The sequence below is a fragment of the Geminicoccus harenae genome (assembly GCF_019800005.1).
In the GTDB taxonomy this organism is placed as follows: Bacteria; Pseudomonadota; Alphaproteobacteria; order Geminicoccales; family Geminicoccaceae; genus Geminicoccus; species Geminicoccus harenae.
The window spans coordinates 24,894-44,102 of the sequence record NZ_JABGCL010000003.1 but is presented as its reverse complement, the minus strand read 5'-3'; the positions used below and the strand labels follow the sequence as shown (position 1 = coordinate 44,102).

The window sequence follows — 19,209 nt, the reverse complement described above, 5'->3', positions numbered from 1 at the left end:
AGGAAGGCCGATGGCCGTGACCAACGTCGACCAGCGGGCCGGCTGGGCGCGCGAGGGCGTGCGGATGGCGATCATCTCCAACCGCATGGAGAGCATCGCCCGCAAGATGCAGAACACGCTGTTCCGCACCGCGCGTTCCGGCGTGCTCAACACCGCGCACGATTTCTCCTGCGTGGTGCTCACCGCCGATTGCGAGCTGCTGGCGAGTGCCGAGAGCCTGCCGATCCACACGCTGATCGGGCCGGACATCATGTGCCGGACCGTGAAGAAGTATCACCCGGAGCTGCAGGCCGGCGACTGCTTCCTCCACAACAGCCCGTATGAGGGCGATTCCCACGCCGCCGACCATTGCCTGATCGTGCCGGTGGTGGACGAGGGCGGCACGCTGCGCTTCTTCGTGCTGGCCAAGGCGCACCAGGCGGACTGCGGCAACTCCCGGCCCACCACCTATATGGGCCATGCCCGGGACGTGTACGAGGAAGGTGCGCTGATCTTCTCGGCGGCCAAGATCCAGTCCGGCTACCAGGACAATCAGGACCTGATCCGCATGTGCCGGGCGCGCATCCGCGTGCCGGAGCAATGGTGGGGCGACTATCTGGCGACGCTGGGTGCGGTGCGGATCGGCGAGCGCGAGCTTCTGCAACTGGGCCAGGAGGTCGGCTGGGAGACGCTGGAGCAGTACGCCACCGGCTGGTTCGACTATTCCGAAGCGAAGATGGTCGAGGCGATCCGCCGCCTGCCGTCCGGCAAGGTGACGGTCCATTCGGCGCACGACCCCTTCCCCGGCGTGCCGGACGGCATCCCGGTCAAGGTCGACATGACGATCGATGCGGAGAACGCCAAGATCACCGTCGACCTCACCGACAATATCGACTGCCAGCCCTGCGGCCTGAACCTGTCGGAAGGCTGTGCCCGCACCGCCGCCATGGTCGGGATCTATAACGGCATCCTGGACCACAGCGTCCCGGCCAATGCCGGCAGCTTCCGCCGCGTCGACGTGCTGCTCCGGGAGAACTGCGTGGTGGGCATCCCGCGCCACCCGCATTCATGCTCGGTCGCGACCACCAACCTCGCCGACCGGGTCTCCAACCCGGTGCAGCGCGCGATCGCCGAGATCGCTCCCGGCTTCGGCATGGCGGATACCGGGCCGATCATGCCGCCGGCCATGGGCGTGATCTCCGGCAAGGACCCGCGCCACGGCGATGCACCGTTCGTCAACCAGATCTTCCTCGGCGCGACTGGCGGGGCGGGTACTCCCGTCACCGACGGCTTCCTGTCGATCATCCATGTCGGCAATGCCGGGCTGTGCCGGCAGGACAGCATCGAGGTCGACGAGCTGCACCACCCGCTGTTCGTGCGCCGGCGCTCGCTCATGGCCGATACCGAAGGGGCTGGCACCTTCCGCGGCGCGCCATCGGTCTATGCCGAGTTCGGCCCGATCGAGGGCTGCACGATGGAAGTGCTCTACACCGCGGATGGCACCGTCAACCCGGCCGAGGGTGCCCAGGGCGGCGGGCCCGGTGCCTTGTCCCGGGCCTTCAAGCGCGAGCTGGACGGCACGCTCACGGGGCTGCCGGCCTGCCATGGCGTGAAGCTGGCGCCCGGCGAGTACGTGGTGTCGCACTCCTCGGGCGGTGGCGGCTACGGCTCACCGCTGCACCGCGATCCGGCCCGTGTCCTGCACGATGTGCTGGAAGGCTGGGTTTCGCGCGAGCGGGCGAGTGACGTATACGGCGTGGTGCTGGTCGAAGACGGCATCACGCTCACGGTGGACGAGGCAGCGACGGCCAGGCTGCGGGCCGGCCTTGCCAACTGAACGAGCGCAACAGGGAGCTTCAGCAAGATGAGCGAGACGCCGACGGAAACCGACTGGTCGGCAGGTGCCGCCTATGTCGACGGCCAGGTGATGCCGATCAAGGCGGCCAGGATCCCCATCACCGACTGGGGCTACCGGCGCTCCGACGTCACCTATGACGTGGTCGGTGTCTATTTCGGCGCCTTCTTCCGCCTGGACGACCACATCAAGCGCTTCCGCCGCTCGATGGACAAGCTCCGGATGAAGCCGGAGGAGAGCGACGAGGACATCAAGCGCATCCTGACCGACCTGGTCCGCCGCACCGGCCTGCGCGAGGCCTATGTCGCGATGGACTGCGTGCGCGGCAAGCCGGCGCCGCATCTGCCCTATCACCCGGCCTATGGCCGCGCCTATCTCGTCTGCTTCGCGATCCCCTGGGTCTGGCTGTTCTCCGAGGAGCAGCAGGCCCGCGGCGTCCACGCGATGATCGCCAAGACGCCGCGCATCCCGCCGGAATCGGTCGACCCCACCGTCAAGAACTTCCACTGGGGCGACCTGACCCGAGGCCTGTTCGAGGCGCATGACGCCGGCTTCGAGACGGCCCTGCTGCTCGACCAGGACGGCAATCTCACCGAGGGACCCGGCTACAACGCGTTCGCCATCATCAACGGCACCGTGGTCAGCCCGCCGCGCGGGGCGCTGGAAGGCATCACCCGCCTGTCCGTGAAGGAATTGTGCGAGGAGCTGGGCATCCCGTTCGAGACCCGGCCGATCCCGCGCGCCGAGCTGGAAGAGGCCGACGAGATCCTGCTCTCGACCACGGCGGGCGGCGTGATGCCGGTGAGCCGGCTGGGCTCGCGCATCCTGGGCAACGACCGCCCTGGTCCGATCTCCGCGAAGCTGCGGGAGACCTTCTGGGAGAAGCGCCGACAGGGCTGGCACGCCACGCCGGTCGATTACGACGCGCCGACCATCTGAGCTGCATCAAGAAAGTAATCCTGAGATGAGCCACGCTCTCGGAATCGATGTCGGTGGCACGTTCACCGACTTCGTCGCCTACGACCGCGTCAACAAGAAGGTCGAGGTCTGGAAGGAACTGTCCACGCCGACCGACCCGGTGGTCGGCATCATCGGCGGTCTCGGCCGCTACAAGAGCAGCGATGCCGCCGCGGTCGAGCATATCCGGCTGGGTACCACGGTCGCGACCAATGCGATCCTGGAGCGCAAGGGTGCCACGGTCGCCTATGTGACGACCAAGGGCTTCAAGGACGTCATCTTCGTCCAGCGCGGCAACCGCAAGTATCACTATGATGCGAGCTGGGTGAAGCCGAACCCGCTCGCCAAGCGCCGCCACTGCTTCGAGCTGGACGAGCGAATCGACGCCTATGGCAATGTGCTCAAGGCCCTGGACGAGGCCGAGGTCAGGGCGCTGGGCGAGCAGCTCAAGGCCATGCCCGAGATCCAGGCGGTCGCGGTCTGCACCCTGTTCTCCTACCTGAACCCGGCGCATGAGCTGCGCATCAAGGAGATCCTGACCGAGGTCCTGCCCGACCTGCCGATCTCGATCTCCTACGAGGTTCTGCCCAAGTGGAAGGAATACGAGCGCGCCTCCACCGTGCTGGCTGACGCCTATCTCAAGCCGGTGGTCAGCCGGCAGATGGGCTCGATGCGCAAGCGGCTGGACGAGGCGGGCTTCCAGGCGCCGACCGTGGTCATCAAGTCCAATGGCGGCGAGATGACCCTGGACGCCGCGGCCGAGGCACCGGTGAACCTGGTGGTCTCGGGCCCGACCGGCGGCGTGATCGCCAGCCGGCACATGGCGAAGCTCACCGGCATCGATCACTTGGTCACGCTCGACATGGGCGGCACCTCCACCGACGTCTCGGTGATCCTGGACGGCCAGGAGCGGTTCACGACCGCGTTCGAGATCGAATGGGGCGTGCCGATCCAGATCCCGATCATCGACATCCGCACCATCGGTGCGGGCGGCGGCTCGATCGCCTGGATCGACAAGGGCGGCATGCTGCGGGTGGGCCCGCAGTCGGCCGGCGCGAACCCGGGCCCGGCCTGCTACGGCAAGGGCGAGCTGCCGACCGTCACCGACGCCAACGTGCTGCTCGGCCGGATCGACCCGGACAATTTCCTGGGCGGCCGGATGCGGCTGGACGTCGAGCGGGCGCGCAAGGCGGTGGCGAGCGTCGCCGAGGCGCTGGGCCAGGACGTCGACGAGACGGCGCTGGCGATCGTGCGCATCGCCAACAACAACATGGTGGGCGCGCTGCGCTCCGTGCTGATCGAGGGCGGCCTCGACCCGCGCGACTTCACGCTCTCCACCTTCGGCGGCGCCGGTCCGCTGCATGTCGGTGAGCTGATGGTCGAGATGGGCATCCCCAAGGGGATCGTGCCGAACCATCCGGGCCAGTTCTCGGCCTATGGCTTCATCCTGACCCAGGCCCGCGTGGACCGCCAGCGCACGGCCCAGCTCACCAGCAACCGGTTCGACAAGGCCAGGGCGGCGGCGATCATGCAGTCCCTGGTGGACGAGGCGAAGGCCCAGCTCACCGACCAGGGCTTCACGGACGAGATCAAGCTCATCCGTGCGCTCGAGATGCGCTATCTCGGCCAGAACTACGAGCTGGAGCTGACCGTCGACGAGAGCACGCTCTCGCCCGAGGCCGACATCGAGCAGCTCTGGGAAGCCTTCCACGCGGCGCACAAGGCGCGCTTCGGCTTCAACACCAGGGGCGACATCATCGAGATCGTCAATTTCGCGGTGACCGCGATCTCCGATTCGGCGGTGCCCGAGATCCCCAAGCTGGAGAAGGCCACGGGCGCGCCGGAGCCGGTGGGCCGGCGCAGCGTCGGCTATGCCCAAGGCCGCTTCGAGGTCGATGTCCATGACCGCGACCGGCTCCTGGCGGGCCATGTGCTGGAGGGGCCGGTGATCGTCGAGGAGGCCGCCTCGGTCACGGTGGTCTGCCCTGGCCAGCGCCTCACGGTCGACGATTACGGCCATCTCCTCATCGACACGATCCAGGGCTGAGAAGGACACTTCCAATGCGCATGTCCGAAAACGGCTTCTACGTCGAGAAGTACAACAAGTGCGCCTGCTGCGGCCTGCTCGTCTATGGCGAGGGGGTGCGCACCGGGCCCGGGCCCAAGGGCCTGTTCTGCTCGCCATGGTGCGTCGAGTGGACCGAGCGGCGGGCAAACGGCGAGGACGATCCGGTCATGCCGATCGTCCAGCCCAAGCTGCCCTTCGAGGCCGCCTATCCCTCCAAGCATGAGCGGCTGGCCCCGCTCGACATGGTCACCATGAACATCATGGATTCGACCATGGTGTCGATCTGCCGGGAGATGGGCATCCTGCTCATGAAGACGTCGTACTCGACGATCTTCAACGAGGGCCTCGACTTCACCTGCGCGCTCGCCGACGCCAAGGGCGACATGATCGCCTGCGCCGAGTTCTGCCCGACCATGATCGGCGGCATGCCGCTGCTCATCAAGACCTGCGCCCAGGAGATCCCGTTCGACACGCTGTCGGAGGGTGACATCCTGCTGCACAACGACCCGTATCGCGGCGGCCTGCACTGCCCCGAGCACACCTTCTTCAAGCCGTTCTTCGTGGACGGCGAGCTCTTGGGCTTCGCGGTCTGCATCGGCCATATCGCCGAGATCGGCGGCATGGTGCCGGGTGCGTTCTGCGGCGAGGCCACCGAGATCTTCCACGAGGGCATGCGCGTGCCGCCGGTGAAGATCATGAAGGCCGGCAAGGACGTCGAGGAAGTCTGGAAGCTGATCCTCGCCAACACCCGCACGCCGCGGCAGAGCTATGGCGACCTGCGCGCCATGATCGGTGCGGTGGACCTGGGCGTCGACCGGATCACCCAGATCGTCCGCAAGTACGGCAAGGACGTCTTCAAGCAGACCTGCGAAGACCTGATGGACTATGCCGAGCGGCGGATGCGGGCGGAGATCGCCGCGTTCGCGGACGGCGTCTATTCCTTCGAGGACGTGATCGAGAACGACGGCATCACCAACACGCAGTACACGATCGCGGTCGACCTGCACCTGCACGGCGACGAGATCGTGGCCGATTTCGGGCGCAGCTCCAAGCAGGCCAGGGGCCCCATCAACGCCACGCTCGGCGTGACCACGGGCGCCACCTATAACGGCATCCTGCACGTCACCGATGCCTCGATTCCGAAGAACTCGGGCTGCTTCCGCCCGATCCGGGTGCTCTCCCCGCCGGGTCACGTCACCAATGTCGACTATCCGGGCCCGCTGGTCGCCGGCAACACCGAGACCCACCCGCGCCTGGCCGACATCGTGATCGGCGCCATGGCTGGCTGCACGCCGGACCGCGCCATGGCCTCGGAATCGGGGACCAGCACGAACTTCGTGTTCGGCGGCGACCATCCCGACCATGACGAATACTTCGCCTGCTACGACATCATGTCGGGGGGCTGGGGTGGCCGGAAGGGTCATGACGGCAACAACACCGTCAACGCCATCAACGGCAACTGCCGCTTCAACCCGACCGAGGTGTTCGAGACCCGCTTCCCGCTGCGCGTCGAGAACTGCGAGCTGGTCCAGGATTCCGGCGGGGCCGGGCAGTGGCGCGGCGGCCTGGGCTACAGGCGCACGCTCTATGTGACCACGGTGCCGATCACCGGCTCGCAGTGCTCCGACCGCCACGAGACGGGACCCTTCCCGCTGTTCGGCGGCGAGCGGGGAGCTGCCGGCGGCACCAAGATCATGAAGGCCGGGACCGATCGCTGGACCACGGTGCGCGAGACCAACAACAAGGTGTCGAGCAGCAAGTACGCCAATGTGGTGTTCGAGCCGGGCGACCGCATCCTGCTGATCACCGCGGGCGGCGGCGGCTATGGCGACCCGAAGCAGCGCGATCCCGAGCTGATCCGGGAGGACGTGGCCGAGGGCTACATCAGCAAGGAGCAGGCGCGCAGCGCCTACGGCTTCACTGAGTAGCCCGAGGCCGGGCGAGCCCGCCGGCCGGGAAGGTCGTCGGGTTCGTTCCGCGAATTCCGTTGGCGGCCCGGCGGGCGGTCGGCGGCAAGCGCCGCCGCCTCTCCCGGCTGGCGGAAGATGCCCGGGAACGCCCTCTGCAACGGTCCGTTGTTGCGGCATGGACGTGCTGAAGCAGGAGGTCGCCGGGAATGCCCAACCATGACCTGATCGTCATCGGTGGGTCCGCAGGCAGCTTTCCGGTTCTGCAGCGAGTCCTCCGTGATCTTCCCGCCGATCTTCCCGCATCGGTCATGGTCTGCACGCACCGGCCCAAGGATGCCGCCGACCATCGGTCGGAGCTGCTGAGCCAGGGCGTGTCCTTGCGGGTGAACAGCCCGGTGGATGGCCAGCCGCTGGAGCAGGGCTACATCTACCTGGCCCCGTCCGATCGCCACCTGCTCGTCGTGGACCACACCATCCGGCTGGGCCGTGGGCCGCGCGAGAACATGAGCCGCCCGGCGATCGATCCCCTGTTCCGCTCGGCGGCCCTGTCCTTCGGACCCCGCGCGATCGGCGTGGTGCTGAGCGGGATGATGAATGACGGTGCTTCCGGCCTTCACGCGATCAGCGAGACGGGTGGGGTCACGGTGGTGCAGCATCCCCTGGATGCGGAGGTCGCCGCCATGCCGACCGCGGCCATGGCGGCCGTCGCCGTCGACCATGTCGCGCGGTCGGACCAGATCGGGTTCCTGCTGGGGGAGCTGGCCAGGCTGCCAGCAGGCCCGAGCAAGCCGACCGGGCTGGACCTGGAGCTGGAGGTCAAGATCGCGCTGGGCAGCCGCGTGAGCCCGGGCAGGCTGAACGAGATAGCCGATCCCTCGACGCTCAGTTGCCCCCATTGTCACGGCGTCCTGTCCCACATGAAAGGCGATGGCCCGCTGCGCTTTCGCTGTCAGATCGGGCATGGGTTCACCGCCGAGAACCTGCTCGTCGCTCAGGAGGACGAGGTTCACGAGGCCCTGGCCGTGGCCATGCGGGTCATGGAGGAACGACTGGGGATCGTGGAGCGCATGGCCGACGATGCCCGCGCCCAGGGGCGGGATACGCTGGCCAATGTTTATGATGCCCGCGCCACGGAGTACCGGCACTACGCGGAAACGCTTCGACAGGCGATCAGCACCGGCATGGATACGATACGGCAACCATGAAGGAGCGATCTCCGAGATGGTACGCCGGCATGATCGCTTTCGCCCATAACCCTACCACAATAGAACCACCGGCGAGCAGACCTGGCGCCGGTGTTGGCCTGCATGAAGCGCGGAGAGAGCCTTGATGCAACACCAGGTCGACCCACCGATCGTCGGCATCGGCGCATCCGCAGGTGGCGTCAGAGCTTTGCAACTGCTGTTCGAAGCACTGCCCGACAATAGCGGCGCAGCCTTCGTCGTCATCGTCCATCTGGATCCGGATGCCCGCAGCCAGTTGGCCAGCATCCTGGCGGCCCGTACCAGCATGGGCGTGGAACAGGTCGCGGACACCACCCGTCTGGAGCCCAACAAGATCTATGTGATCGCCCCGAACCGGCGGCTGCGGATCGCCGATCACATGGTCTCTGCCCTGCCGTTCGACGAACCGCGGGGGCAGCGGGCGCCGATCGACATGTTCTTTCGTTCGCTGGCCGAACAGCACAGCGATGGTTTCGCCGTCATCCTGACCGGTGCCGGTGGCGATGGCGCCATCGGGGTCAAGGCGGTCAAGGAAGCCGGCGGCATCGTCATGGTGCAGGACCCGAATGAAGCCGAATACTCGTCCATGCCGCGCAGCGCGATTGCGGCCCAGGTCGTGGACTTCGTGCTGCCGATCCGGGAACTCGCCGGGCAACTGGTCGAGATCCTGAACAAGCGCAAGCAGGTCTCGGCCGACGGCATACCCGAAGGAGATGAGGACAGCCTCCAGCGGATCCTGGCTCATGTCCGGGTCCGGACCGGCCACGACTTCTCGCAGTACAAGCGCGCCACCGTCACGCGACGCATCGCCCGGCGCGTGCAAGTCGCCAGAAAGAATTCGCTCCGGGAGTATTACAAATTTCTTTGTGAGAATGCGGAGGAAGCCCAGGCGCTGTTCTCGGATTTCCTGATCTCGGTGACGACGTTCTTCCGCGATCCGAAGGCGTTCAAGTCGCTCGCGGAGCATGTGATCCCGCGCCTGTTCGACAACAAGGAGGTGGGCTCCTTCATCCGGGTCTGGGTTCCGGGCTGTGCCACCGGGGAGGAGGCCTACACGATCGGCATGCTGCTGCTCGAGGAAGCCAGCCGGCGCGAGCTGCGGCCCGAGATCCAGGTGTTCGGCTCCGACCTGGATGCCGGTGCCCTGGCGATCGCCCGCGAAGGTCGCTTTCCCGATGCGATCGAGGCCGATCTGGGCGAGGAGCGGCTGCGGCGCTTCTTTCTCAAGGAGGGCGACCACTACCGGGTTCGCCGGGAACTGCGCGACACCATCCTGTTCGCAACGCACAGCATGTTGAAGGACCCGCCCTTCTCGCGGCTGGATCTGATCTCGTGCCGCAACCTGCTCATCTACCTGGACCGCGACCTGCAGCAGCTCGTCTGCAACACCTTCCACTATGCCCTGAACCCCGGAGGCTATCTGTTCCTCGGCTCCTCGGAGAGCGCGGACCAACCGGTGGGGCTGTTCCACCCGGTCGATCGGGATGCACGGATCTACCGGTCGGCGGCAGCGCCCGAGGTCAAGCGGCCCGCACTGCCCATCCTCCTGCGTACGGGCCAACAGTCCCATGATCGTGCCCCGGTGCCGCCCCGGGCACATGGCGGGGGCGGCAGCACCAGCGACACCGCGCTGCATCGGAAGATGCTCGAGCGGATCGCACCGCCCAGCATGCTGGTCGACGAGGCGCACCGCGTCATTCATCTCTCGGACAATGCCGGGCGTTACCTGCAGCCGGCCGGAGGGCCACTGAGCGTCGACGCGGTCGACCTGGTTCGCCATGAGCTGCGCTTCGACCTGCGCTCGGCCCTCCATCGTGCCTTCGAACAGGGTGAAACCACCCTCACCTCGCCGATCCCCGTCAGGTTCAACGGCGCGGCCCATCGGGTGTATCTCCACGTCAAGCCGGTGGTCCGGGACGCCGAGGGCATCGACCATACCATCGTGATGTTCATCGAAGGCGAGGCGGTGGATGAAGCCACGCGTCTGGCGGATGTCGGGCGGACCGATGGAGGTGCCAGCGACGAGGTGATCCGGCAGCTCCGAGAGGAACTGCAGGCGGCGCAGAACCGGCTGCGTGCGACCCGGGAAGAATCCGAGGCGGCCAACGAGGAACTGCGGGCCGCCAACGAGGAGCTGCAGTCGATCAACGAGGAGTTCCGCTCCACGTCGGAGGAGCTGGAAACCAGCAAGGAAGAGCTCCAGTCGATCAACGAGGAGCTGCAGACGGTCAACAACGAGCTGAAGATCAAGCTGGAAAGCGTGTCGCGGGCGCACAGCGACCTGCAGAACCTGATGGCCGCGACCGATGTCAGCACGCTGTTCCTCGACACCTCCCTGCGCATCAAGCGCTTCACGCCGCGGCTGACCGAGCTGTTCAACATCACCTTGAACGACGAAGGCCGGCCGATCACCGACTTCACGCACCAGCTCGACTATGACGGGCTCGCCGACCAGGCGCGCCTGGTGCTCAAGGACCTGACGCCGATCGGGGAAGAGGTGCAGAGCCGGGCCGGCGGCTGGTATCTCGTGCGGATGCGGCCATACCGCACCATCGACGACAAGATCGACGGGATCGTCGTCACCTTCGTCGACATCACCGAGCGCCGCCGGGCCGACGAAGCCCTCCGGCAGAGCGAGGAGCGGCTGCGCCAGGAGAGCCGGTTGGTCAACCTGTCCCGCTCGCCGATCTTCGTGTGGGAGCTCGACGAGGGCATCCTGCAATGGAACCGCGGCAGCGAGGAACTCTACGGCTACAGTCGGGCCGAGGCGATCGGCCGGCAGGTGGATCATCTGCTCCAGATCAAGGTACCCGGGGGATCGTTCGAGGAACTGCGCCAGTCATTGCTGACCAGGGGTGCTTGGAGCGGCGAGATCCTGCATACCACCAAGAGCGGGCAGGTGCTTACCGTGGAAAGCCAGATCGAGCTGGTCCCGCTCGAGGGGCGCCAGCTGGTCCTGGAAAGCACCCGCGACATCACCGAGCGGCAGAGCCTGCTGCTGGACGAGCTCACCCACCGGGTCAAGAACACGCTGACCGTCGTGCAGTCGATGGCGCGCCAGACCCTGCGGACGTCCCAAGACCCCAAGGAGTTCGCCGAGCTGTTCGAAGGGCGGATCGCCGCCCTGGCCGCCGCGCACAAGCTGCTGGTCGAATCACACTGGCAGGGGGCCAGCCTCGCGGCGCTGGTCGAGGGTCAGCTTCAGGCCTATGTCGACGGCAACTCGGCGAGGCTCACCATCACGGGGGAACCGGTCACCTTGCCGGCCGACCTGGCGACACCGTTCGGCCTGGTCCTGCACGAGCTGGCCACCAATGCCGAAAAGCACGGCGCCCTGTCCGACGATCATGGGCGGGTGGCACTTTCCTGGCGGTTGACAGGGAACAATCGCCGGCACTTGATGGTTACTTGGCAGGAGAGCGACGGACCCCCGGTGCATCGTCAGGAGCGGAGCGGCTTTGGCAGCGTGCTGATCCAGAAGGGGATCCCCGGCGCCAAGGTGCGCCATGAGTTCCTGCCGGACGGTGTGACGTGCACGATCGAGTTGGAAATTCCGGAGGCCGAGCCGCGCGATGAGGACGACTGGCCGGAGCACATGGCTGGAAGGAGCCAGGGTCTTCATCGCGGACGATGAGGTCCTGATCGCCTTCGATCTCGAGGCGACCTTCCAGAGTGTCGGGGCCCAGGTGGTCGGGCCGTGGTTCACCTTGCCCGAAGCCCTGGCGAGCGCCCAGCGCGACCACATCGATGTCGCGGTGCTCGACTTTCGCCTGGGCACGGAAACCACCGAGCCCGTCGCACATCTCCTGATGAAACGGCAGATCCCGTTCCTGTTCTATAGCGGGCAGAGACTGCCCGAACTGCTGAGCTGCCGCGGCCACGTGCTGGTCGAGAAGCCGGCGATGAACGATTGCCTCGTCCAGGCCGTAGCACGGCTCATGCCCTCCCCCTGAACCAGGACGACGCCCCGCGGCCGGCATCCGCGGGGGTGTCCCCCTTACCGAAGGGGCGGGATCAGTCGGTCTTCAGCCGGTAGAGCACCTCCTGCGGCACCGGCTCGGCGATCCGCCACTGGTCGATCACCTTGCCCTGGCCGCCGCCGACCTCGGCGATCAGCTCCAGCGGCCGGTCCTGGATGTGCAGCATCGGCGTGAAGGTCCTGGGGCCGAGCAGGGTCGGCTCGTCCTTGAAGCTGTTCATCACGTCGACCACCGGCTGCGCGTCGGTGGTGCCGGCCTTCTCGACCGCCTTGGCCCACAGTTCCATGAAGGCCCAGATCGGGAAGGCATACTGGGTGGCGGGACGGGCACCCCAGCGCTTCTCGAAGCGCTCGGCCAGCTCGTTCACCTCGGGGCGGGGATCATCGCCATAGGCCGAGGCCTGGATCGGGACATAGAAGTCCTTCAGGCCGGGCACGGCGTCCTGCCAGTACAGCCCGTCCATCGACTGCGAGCCGAACACCGGGATGTCGATGCCGGCCGCCCGGATCTGCCGGAGCGCACCGGGGGCACCCGGCATGGAGGAGCAGAGCACCAGCACGTCGACCGGCTTCTCGGCTGCCACGGAGCGGAAGCGGGTGATCTGCGAGGCGATGGAGGCATCGCTGCCCTTGAACACGTCGCGGCCGACGATCTCGCCGCCGACATTCGGGAACCGCCAGTCGAAGCCCGCGCAGGCCGACTTGTTGTACTCGAGCGTCTCGTCGAGCAGGACATAGGCGGTCTTGTAGCCCTTCTTCTCCATGCCCCACTCGGCGAGCGTGGCACCCTCGACCTGGGCGGCATTCGACGAGGTGAACGACAGGGGACCTACCCCCATCACCCCCGCCTTGGGATCGCCCGCGCACAGGAACACGGAGATGACGCCGGCCTGCTGCGCCTGCAGGGCGGCCGGCGCGCCATAGTCGTAGTCGCAGGTGGCGAAGACCACCACGGCACCCTCGCGCAGGACGCGCTGGCCGGCCTTCGCACCCTCGACCCGGTCGGACTTGGTATCGGCCGACACCTCCTTGAGCTGCCTGCCGAGCACGCCGCCCTTGGCGTTCTGCTCCTCCATCCAGAGCAGCGCCATCTTCTTCGAATCGCTGTCATAGGCGTTCATGGCGCCGGAATCGGCGACCGCGAAGCCGAGCACGATCTCGTCGGCGGCCATGGACGGCAGGGCGCCCATCGTCAGTGCTGCGCCAAGCGCCAGCCCCCCCAGCAATCTCGATGCGACCATTCGTTTACGTCCCCCTGTAGGTGCTGTGCGGCCGGCCTGCGCGGCAGGCGGGCATTCGCCAGGGGTACGAGCAAGCCACGTACCAAGCCGGCTGGCAACGGCCCAGGCGCAGCCTGCCGAGGACTTGCACGGTTCTTGCTGCATCCGCGTGGACAAAATTCCAGCTCCGCTCCCAGTATGTGCCCAACAGGGAGCTTCGTTTTGTGATCACACGCGATGCGAGGTGGCGTCGAAATGACCAGAAGACCGACCATGACCGCCACCGGGGTCGAGCAGTCGCAGGCGGCCAGCCTCGCGGCGCAGGGTGTTTCCGTCCGCTTCGGCGGGCTCACCGCGATCGGTGACGTGACGCTCTGCCTGGAGCGGGAGAAGATCCTAGGCCTGATCGGGCCGAACGGGGCCGGCAAGACCACGCTGGTCAACTGCCTGACCGGCTTCCAGCGTCCCACCGAGGGCAGCATCCTTTTAGGCGGCCAGGACACGGCCGGCTGGAGTGCCGAGCGGTTCCGGCACCAGGGCGTGGCGCGGACCTTCCAGGCCGGGCGGCTGTTCAAGGACCTCACCGTCGTCGAGAATGTCGAGGTGACCGGCACCGGCATGGGGCTGGGCCGGCGCCAGGCCCACCACCTCGCCATGGAGCTGCTGGCCTGGCTGGGCATGGCCGACAAGGCCGACATCGTGGCGGGCACCCTGCCCTATACCGACGAGCGCCGGGTCGGCATCGCCCGTGCCCTGTTCCTGGGCCCGGCCTTCCTCCTGCTCGACGAGCCCGCGGCGGGCATGGCGGATGCCGAATGCGACGAGCTTTCGCAGATCGTCCTGGACATCCCCAAGACCTTCACCTGCGGGGTCCTGCTCATCGAGCACAACATGCGCATGGTCATGGGCACCTGCGACTTCATCCATGTCCTGGACAGCGGCCGGTCCATCGCCGAGGGCACGCCGGCCGAGATCCAGCGCAACAAGAAGGTGCTGGCCGCCTATCTGGGCGGCGAGGGCGAGAAGCAGCTCGAAATGGCGGAGGGCCATCACTGATGCTGGAGGTCGAGGATCTGGCGGTCAGCTATGGCGGCACCACCGCACTGGCCGGGGTCGCCATCTCGGTGAAGGAGCGCGAGGCGGTCTGCGTGGTCGGCCCCAACGGTGCCGGCAAGTCGACCCTGCTGGCGGCGATCGCCGGCGGCGTGCCGCCTAAGCGCGGGCGCATCCGCTTCGACGGCAAGGATCTGGTGGGGATGCGTGCGGAGAACATCGCACGGCTCGGCATCTCGCTGGTGCCGGAAGGCCGCCACGTGTTCGGTACGCTGACTGTCGAGGAGAATTTGTTCATCGGCACCTATGCCATGAGCGACCAGCGCCATGCGCAACGCGACGCCGAGCAGTTGCTGGGCTACTTCCCGCGACTGAAGGAGCGCTGGCGCCAGCCGGCCGGCCGGCTGTCCGGGGGCGAGCAGCAGATGCTGGTGATCGCCCGCGCACTGATGACCAGGCCGCGCCTGGTCATGGTCGACGAGCCGTCCCTGGGCCTTGCACCCAAGATCGTCGACACGGTCTATTCGACGCTGCTGGCGCTGCGCGCCGAGCGCGGCCTGACCCTGCTGGTCAACGAGCAGAGCTCCGACCGGATGCTGAAGTTCAGCGAGCGGATCTACGTGCTGCGCAACGGCCGCATCCTCCTGCACGGCAACACCGCCGACCTGCAGGACGGCGAGGCCATCACCCGCGCCTATTTCGGCTTCGACGAGCACCACACCCCTGCCACGAGCGAGGCCGCGGCATGATCAACTTCGCGCAGACCTTCATCGACGCCTTGTCGCTGGGCAGCCTCTATGCGCTGGCCGCACTGGGTATTGGCCTCCTGTTCGGCATCCTGCGGCTGATCAACTTCGCCTATGGCGACCTGATCACGCTTGGTGCCTATGCGCTGATCATCCCCTCCACCGAGGCGGTCGCCACCCTGTTCATCGGCGGCTGGCCCTGGTTCATGGTGATCATCGCGGTGGCGGTGATCGTGGTGGCGGCAGCCCTGCTCTCCGACCTCCTGGTGTTCCGCCACATCCGCCGCGCCGACCCCGCCACGCTCATGATCGCGTCGTTCGCGGTCAGCTTCGTGATCCAGAACGTGATCCTGATGTTCTACGGCTCGCGGCCCAAGAGCGTCGATCTCTGGTCGAACCTGAACTACCAGATCGCGGTGAGCGGCCTGCGCATCCCGCTCTTGCAGATCGTCACCATCCTGGCCACGCTCGTCCTGATGGGCGGGCTGACGCTGCTGCTCAAGCGGACGGCCCTGGGCATCCAGATGCGGGCTGCCGCCGAGGACTTCCGCATGGCCCGCTATCTCGGCGTGCGCGGCAATCTCGTGATCGGCCTGGCGTTCGCGATCTCCGGCGTGCTGGCGGCGGTGGCCTCGCTCCTGCTCCTGTCGCAGACCGGCACGCTCAGCCAGACCATGGGCGTGCCGCTCATGCTGTTCGCCTTCATCGCCACCGTGGTGGGCGGCATGGGCAGCCTGATCGGGGCGGCGACCGGCGGCTTTGCCGTGGCCTTCGCTTCCGTGTTCCTCCAGGCCTACCTGCCGGACGATCTCCGGCCGTTCCGCGACAGCTTCGTGTTCGGCATCGTCATCCTGATGCTACTGTTCCGGCCGGCCGGCCTGGTTCCCACCAAAGCCCTCGTGGAGCGCGTATGACCGACACCGCCCAACGCCGCTTCCTGCGCGCGGCCCTGCCGGTGCTCGCCCTCCTCCTGGGCGTCACCGCGATCACGGCGCTGGTGGCGCTGCTCGGCAACGACGAGATGGCGCTGACGGTCACCGAAGCCCTGGTCCGCCTGATCGTGGTGGTCGGGCTGTCGGTGTTCATCGGCAATTCCGGCGTGGTGTCGTTCGGCCATATCGGCTTCATGTGCATCGCCGCCTATGCCGCCGCCTGGGCCACCTGCAACCCGATGTGGAAGCAGCTCATGCTGACCGGCCTGCCGGTCTTCCTGCAGCAGGCGCAGTACCCGTTCTGGGTGGCGGTGGCCGGCGGTGCCGTGCTGGCGGCGGCCGTGGCGCTGGTGTTCGGTGCCGTGATCCTGCGCCTGTCCGGCATCGCCGCGTCGATCGCGACCTTCGCCTTCCTGGCGATCGTCAACAATGTCTATTCCAACTGGGATTCGGTGACCGCAGGCGTCAGCTCGATCATCGGCATTCCGACCGTGGTCGGCCCCTGGACCGGGCTCGCCTTCGCGCTGGGCGCCATCGTGCTGGCCTTCTGGTTCAAGGGCTCGCGCTTCGGCCTGATGCTGCGCGCGACCCGGGACGATCCGGTCGCGGCCCGTGCCTCGGGTGTCAGCATCGTGCGGGTGCGGCTGGCCGCCTTCGTCCTTTCCGCCTTCATCGTCGGCATCGGCGGTGCGCTCTTCGTGCAGTTCCTGGGCGTGGCGACGGTGGACATGTTCTACCTGCAGCTCACCTTCATCACGCTCGCCATGCTCATCATCGGCGGGATGGGCAGCGTCACCGGCGCCATTGTCGGCGTGTTCGCGGTCACCGTGTTCGTCGAGTTCTTCCGCTTCCTGGAGTCCGGCGTGGCGGTGGGCGAATCGGTCCTGGCCCTGCCCGAGGGCTCGCAGGAGATAGCACTCGGCATCGGCATGGCGCTGATCCTGATCTTCCGACCCAAGGGGCTGACCGGCTCGCGCGAGCTCAGGCTGCCGGGCCTGGGCTCCAGCCGCAGGGCCATGGCCCCTCCACTTACCACGACCGAGGCCACGGCCCGAAGCTGAGGACAGACGGATGAAGTTCAATCACATGGCCCAGCGCGTGGCGCCGGAGCACTTCGACACGGTGGTCTCGATGTTCCAGGCGGAGCTGGGCTTCGTCGAGCTGCGCCGGACCGAGCGGTCGGTGTGGATGCGCCAGCCCGGCACCAATGTCGACCTGCAGCTCAACCACAGCCCCGAGACAGGACGCGATGCCGACAAGCGCCTGTCGCAGGTCTCGTTCCTGAGCGACACGCCGCGGGCCGAGCTGGAGAAGCTGGCGGCATGGCTGCGCGAGCGCGGGGTCACGGCGGAGGTCGGCAGCTATTCGACACGCGAGTTCTACCTGGATGCGCCCGAAGCCTTCGTGGACTTCGTGGTCGAGGCGATGCTGCCGGAGCTGGCGGATTACGGGGTGGAGGTCTGACCGGCGCATGATCCGGCCGGCTCATGCCGCCGCTGCCTCGCTCCGCCGCGCCATGGACGTTTCCCGGACCGGCGGCAGGCCGAACATCCGGCGGTACTCCCGGGTGAACTGCGACACGCTCTCGTAGCCGACCGCGAACGCCGCACTGCTCACGGCCCTGCCTTCCGACAGCATCAGCCGCCGCGCCTCGATCAGGCGCAGCTGCTTCTGGAACTGCAGGGGCGAGAGCGAGGTGACGGCGCGGAAGTGCTGGTGGAACGAGGACGGGCTCATCCCGGCGACCGCCGCCAAGCGCTCGACCGGCAAGGGCTGCGTGAACTCGGCCCGGAGCACCGCCACCGCGCGCGCCACCCGCTGCGCATGGCCGCCCGGCCAGCCGAGGCGCCGGATCGCCGGCCCGTGCCGGCCAGCCAGCAGCCAGTAGTGCATCTCGCGCAGGAGCTGGGCCTGCAGCACCGGCACCGATGCCGGGCGCTCGAGCAGGCGCATCAGCCGCAGCGCCGCGTCCGCGACCTCGGCATCGGTGGGTTCGACCCGCACCGGCCCACCGTCCTCGGCCGGCACCAGCTTCATGGCCTCCACCAGCTCGGCGATCAGCGCCAGATCGAGGTCCAGGACGAGCGAAAGATAGGGCGCCACGACGTTTGCACGCATGATCTGGCTGACGGTCGGCACGTCCGCCGTGATCAGCAGCGAGTCGCCGGCGGTGAACGTGAAGGCCTGACTCCCCATCGTGACCTGCTTGGTCCCCTGCAGCACGAGACAGACGAGCGGCCGGGAGATGTCATATTGCAGCCCGCTGGGCGCGGTCGCCCGAATGGTCGTCAGGCTGGGGATGGGAGTCCGAGCGATGCCGGCCGGGTCGGCACAGGCCTCGGTGTAGCGACGAACGGCTTTGAGCAGGGAGTCGTCCATGCCTGTTCCTACTCCAGAACGGATTGCTCCGTGAACTCACTTCGGAGGATCAGGCAAAGAACGTCGGGTTCCTGGCAACCACGGCCGGCCTCCTGGCGCGATATCCGGGCAGTCACCCCCACAGGAGTCGGATGATGACCAAGATCACCCTCGTTACCGGTGCCAGCCGCGGCCTCGGCCGCAACACCGCGCTCAGCATCGCCCGCCACGGCGGCGACGTCATCCTCACCTACCAGAGCCGGCGGGAGGATGCGCAGACCGCGGTCGCCGAGATCCAGGCGATGGGGCGCCGGGCGGTTGCCTTGCAGCTCGACACCGGCGACGTCGCCGCCTTCGCTCCGTTTGCCGAGCGCCTGCGGATCGCCCTGCGCGAGACATGGCAGCGCGACACCTTCGATCATCTCGTGAACAATGCCGGCCATGGCGACTTCACGCCGATCGGCGAGACGACCGAGGCGCAGTTCGACCGGCTGGTCGATGTCCACTTCAAGGGCGTCTACTTCCTCACCCAGACGCTGTTGCCGCTGATCGTGGACGGCGGGCGCATCGTGAACCTGTCCTCCGGCCTGACCCGGGTGTCCTATCCCGGCTTTGCCGTCTATTCGGCGGTCAAGGGGGCCGTCGAGGTGCTGACCCGCTACCTGGCCAAGGAACTGGGCAGCCGCGGGATCGCGGTCAACTCGGTGGCGCCGGGCGCCATCGAGACCGACTTCGGCGGCGGCGCGGTCCGGGACAACCCGGAGATCAACAAGGTCTTCGCCGACATGACCGCACTCGGCCGCGTCGGCCTGCCGGACGATATCGGCCGGATGATCGCGAGCCTGCTGTCCGCGGACAATCGCTGGATCAACGCCCAGCGGATCGAGGTGTCCGGCGGCCAGGGCATCTGAACCAAGCTGTCATCCAGG

Annotated in this window: 15 protein-coding genes; 13 read left to right on the top strand and 2 right to left on the bottom strand. The window is 67.3% G+C overall.

Annotated features, from left to right (window positions below):
* Positions 1-10: 10 nt before the first annotated feature.
* The 7 genes from HLA95_RS02925 (at position 11) to HLA95_RS02895 (ending at position 11,945) form a co-directional block, all read left to right on the top strand.
* Entirely contained in the window at positions 11-1,816 is a 1,806-nt protein-coding gene (locus tag HLA95_RS02925; RefSeq protein ID WP_191059223.1) for a hydantoinase B/oxoprolinase family protein, read from the top strand.
* 27 nt (positions 1,817-1,843) lie between these two features.
* A complete protein-coding gene (locus HLA95_RS02920; RefSeq protein WP_191059222.1) occupies positions 1,844-2,773 on the top strand; it encodes an aminotransferase class IV in 930 nt (309 codons plus the stop codon).
* A gap of 25 nt (positions 2,774-2,798) precedes the next feature.
* Positions 2,799-4,838, top strand: coding sequence for a hydantoinase/oxoprolinase family protein (locus HLA95_RS02915; protein ID WP_222182342.1), 2,040 nt, complete (start codon positions 2,799-2,801; stop codon positions 4,836-4,838).
* 14 nt (positions 4,839-4,852) lie between these two features.
* Positions 4,853-6,787 (top strand): hydantoinase B/oxoprolinase family protein, encoded by a 1,935-nt coding sequence (locus tag HLA95_RS02910; RefSeq protein WP_191058316.1) that lies wholly within the window; start codon positions 4,853-4,855, stop codon positions 6,785-6,787.
* Positions 6,788-6,975: 188 nt separating this feature from the next.
* Entirely contained in the window at positions 6,976-7,974 is a 999-nt protein-coding gene (locus HLA95_RS02905; RefSeq protein ID WP_191058315.1) for a chemotaxis protein CheB, read from the top strand.
* A gap of 124 nt (positions 7,975-8,098) precedes the next feature.
* Positions 8,099-11,626, top strand: coding sequence for a chemotaxis protein CheB (locus HLA95_RS02900; RefSeq protein WP_191058314.1), 3,528 nt, complete (start codon positions 8,099-8,101; stop codon positions 11,624-11,626).
* A complete protein-coding gene (locus HLA95_RS02895; RefSeq protein WP_191058313.1) occupies positions 11,565-11,945 on the top strand; it encodes a response regulator in 381 nt (126 codons plus the stop codon). Before HLA95_RS02900 ends, HLA95_RS02895 begins: the two co-directional genes overlap by 62 nt.
* A 61-nt stretch (positions 11,946-12,006) precedes the next feature.
* Here HLA95_RS02895 and HLA95_RS02890 read toward each other — a convergent pair whose 3' ends face one another.
* A complete protein-coding gene (locus HLA95_RS02890; RefSeq protein WP_191058312.1) occupies positions 12,007-13,212 on the bottom strand; it encodes an ABC transporter substrate-binding protein in 1,206 nt (401 codons plus the stop codon).
* A gap of 234 nt (positions 13,213-13,446) precedes the next feature.
* Here HLA95_RS02890 and HLA95_RS02885 point away from each other — a divergent pair, with 234 nt between their 5' ends.
* From HLA95_RS02885 to HLA95_RS02865, 5 genes are read left to right on the top strand one after another with little or no spacing between them, the layout of a single operon-like run.
* On the top strand, positions 13,447-14,247 hold the full coding sequence (locus tag HLA95_RS02885) for an ABC transporter ATP-binding protein (protein ID WP_223861394.1): 801 nt from the start codon (positions 13,447-13,449) through the stop codon (positions 14,245-14,247).
* The gene (locus HLA95_RS02880) at positions 14,247-14,993 is read left to right on the top strand and encodes an ABC transporter ATP-binding protein (RefSeq protein ID WP_191058311.1); all 747 of its coding nucleotides are present in this window, start codon (positions 14,247-14,249) and stop codon (positions 14,991-14,993) included. The genes HLA95_RS02885 and HLA95_RS02880 overlap by 1 nt, the downstream gene beginning before the upstream one ends.
* Complete coding sequence (locus tag HLA95_RS02875) at positions 14,990-15,904, top strand: branched-chain amino acid ABC transporter permease (protein ID WP_191058310.1); 915 nt, start codon at positions 14,990-14,992, stop codon at positions 15,902-15,904. Before HLA95_RS02880 ends, HLA95_RS02875 begins: the two co-directional genes overlap by 4 nt.
* Positions 15,901-16,983 carry a branched-chain amino acid ABC transporter permease gene (locus HLA95_RS02870; RefSeq protein ID WP_191058309.1) on the top strand — a complete coding sequence of 361 codons (1,083 nt, stop codon included), beginning with the start codon at positions 15,901-15,903 and terminating at the stop codon, positions 16,981-16,983. The genes HLA95_RS02875 and HLA95_RS02870 overlap by 4 nt, the downstream gene beginning before the upstream one ends.
* Before the next feature lie 10 nt (positions 16,984-16,993).
* Positions 16,994-17,386: a VOC family protein gene (locus HLA95_RS02865; protein WP_191058308.1), complete on the top strand. Its 393-nt coding sequence runs from the start codon at positions 16,994-16,996 to the stop codon at positions 17,384-17,386.
* A gap of 21 nt (positions 17,387-17,407) precedes the next feature.
* Here the strand turns inward: HLA95_RS02865 and HLA95_RS02860 are convergent, their stop codons facing one another.
* On the bottom strand, positions 17,408-18,301 hold the full coding sequence (locus HLA95_RS02860) for an AraC family transcriptional regulator (protein WP_222182340.1): 894 nt from the start codon (positions 18,299-18,301) through the stop codon (positions 17,408-17,410).
* A 134-nt stretch (positions 18,302-18,435) separates the two neighbouring features.
* On the opposite strand from HLA95_RS02860, the gene HLA95_RS02855 reads away from it, so the two are divergent.
* Positions 18,436-19,191 (top strand): SDR family NAD(P)-dependent oxidoreductase, encoded by a 756-nt coding sequence (locus HLA95_RS02855; RefSeq protein WP_191059113.1) that lies wholly within the window; start codon positions 18,436-18,438, stop codon positions 19,189-19,191.
* Positions 19,192-19,209 lie beyond the last annotated feature (18 nt).

Excerpts from the sequence above, each read along its gene's own strand:
- HLA95_RS02920 (WP_191059222.1), top strand. The coding sequence starts at position 1,844 with ATGAGCGAGACGCCGACGGAAACCGACTGGTCGGCAGGTGCCGCCTAT.
- HLA95_RS02900 (WP_191058314.1), top strand. The coding sequence starts at position 8,099 with ATGCAACACCAGGTCGACCCACCGATCGTCGGCATCGGCGCATCCGCA.
- HLA95_RS02860 (WP_222182340.1), bottom strand. The coding sequence starts at position 18,301 with ATGGACGACTCCCTGCTCAAAGCCGTTCGTCGCTACACCGAGGCCTGT.
- HLA95_RS02865 (WP_191058308.1), top strand. The coding sequence starts at position 16,994 with ATGAAGTTCAATCACATGGCCCAGCGCGTGGCGCCGGAGCACTTCGAC.
- HLA95_RS02925 (WP_191059223.1), top strand. The coding sequence starts at position 11 with ATGGCCGTGACCAACGTCGACCAGCGGGCCGGCTGGGCGCGCGAGGGC.
- HLA95_RS02915 (WP_222182342.1), top strand. The coding sequence starts at position 2,799 with ATGAGCCACGCTCTCGGAATCGATGTCGGTGGCACGTTCACCGACTTC.
- HLA95_RS02855 (WP_191059113.1), top strand. The coding sequence starts at position 18,436 with ATGACCAAGATCACCCTCGTTACCGGTGCCAGCCGCGGCCTCGGCCGC.
- HLA95_RS02905 (WP_191058315.1), top strand. The coding sequence starts at position 6,976 with ATGCCCAACCATGACCTGATCGTCATCGGTGGGTCCGCAGGCAGCTTT.
- HLA95_RS02880 (WP_191058311.1), top strand. The coding sequence starts at position 14,247 with ATGCTGGAGGTCGAGGATCTGGCGGTCAGCTATGGCGGCACCACCGCA.
- HLA95_RS02910 (WP_191058316.1), top strand. The coding sequence starts at position 4,853 with ATGCGCATGTCCGAAAACGGCTTCTACGTCGAGAAGTACAACAAGTGC.
- HLA95_RS02895 (WP_191058313.1), top strand. The coding sequence starts at position 11,565 with ATGAGGACGACTGGCCGGAGCACATGGCTGGAAGGAGCCAGGGTCTTC.
- HLA95_RS02885 (WP_223861394.1), top strand. The coding sequence starts at position 13,447 with ATGACCAGAAGACCGACCATGACCGCCACCGGGGTCGAGCAGTCGCAG.
- HLA95_RS02875 (WP_191058310.1), top strand. The coding sequence starts at position 14,990 with ATGATCAACTTCGCGCAGACCTTCATCGACGCCTTGTCGCTGGGCAGC.
- HLA95_RS02870 (WP_191058309.1), top strand. The coding sequence starts at position 15,901 with ATGACCGACACCGCCCAACGCCGCTTCCTGCGCGCGGCCCTGCCGGTG.
- HLA95_RS02890 (WP_191058312.1), bottom strand. The coding sequence starts at position 13,212 with ATGGTCGCATCGAGATTGCTGGGGGGGCTGGCGCTTGGCGCAGCACTG.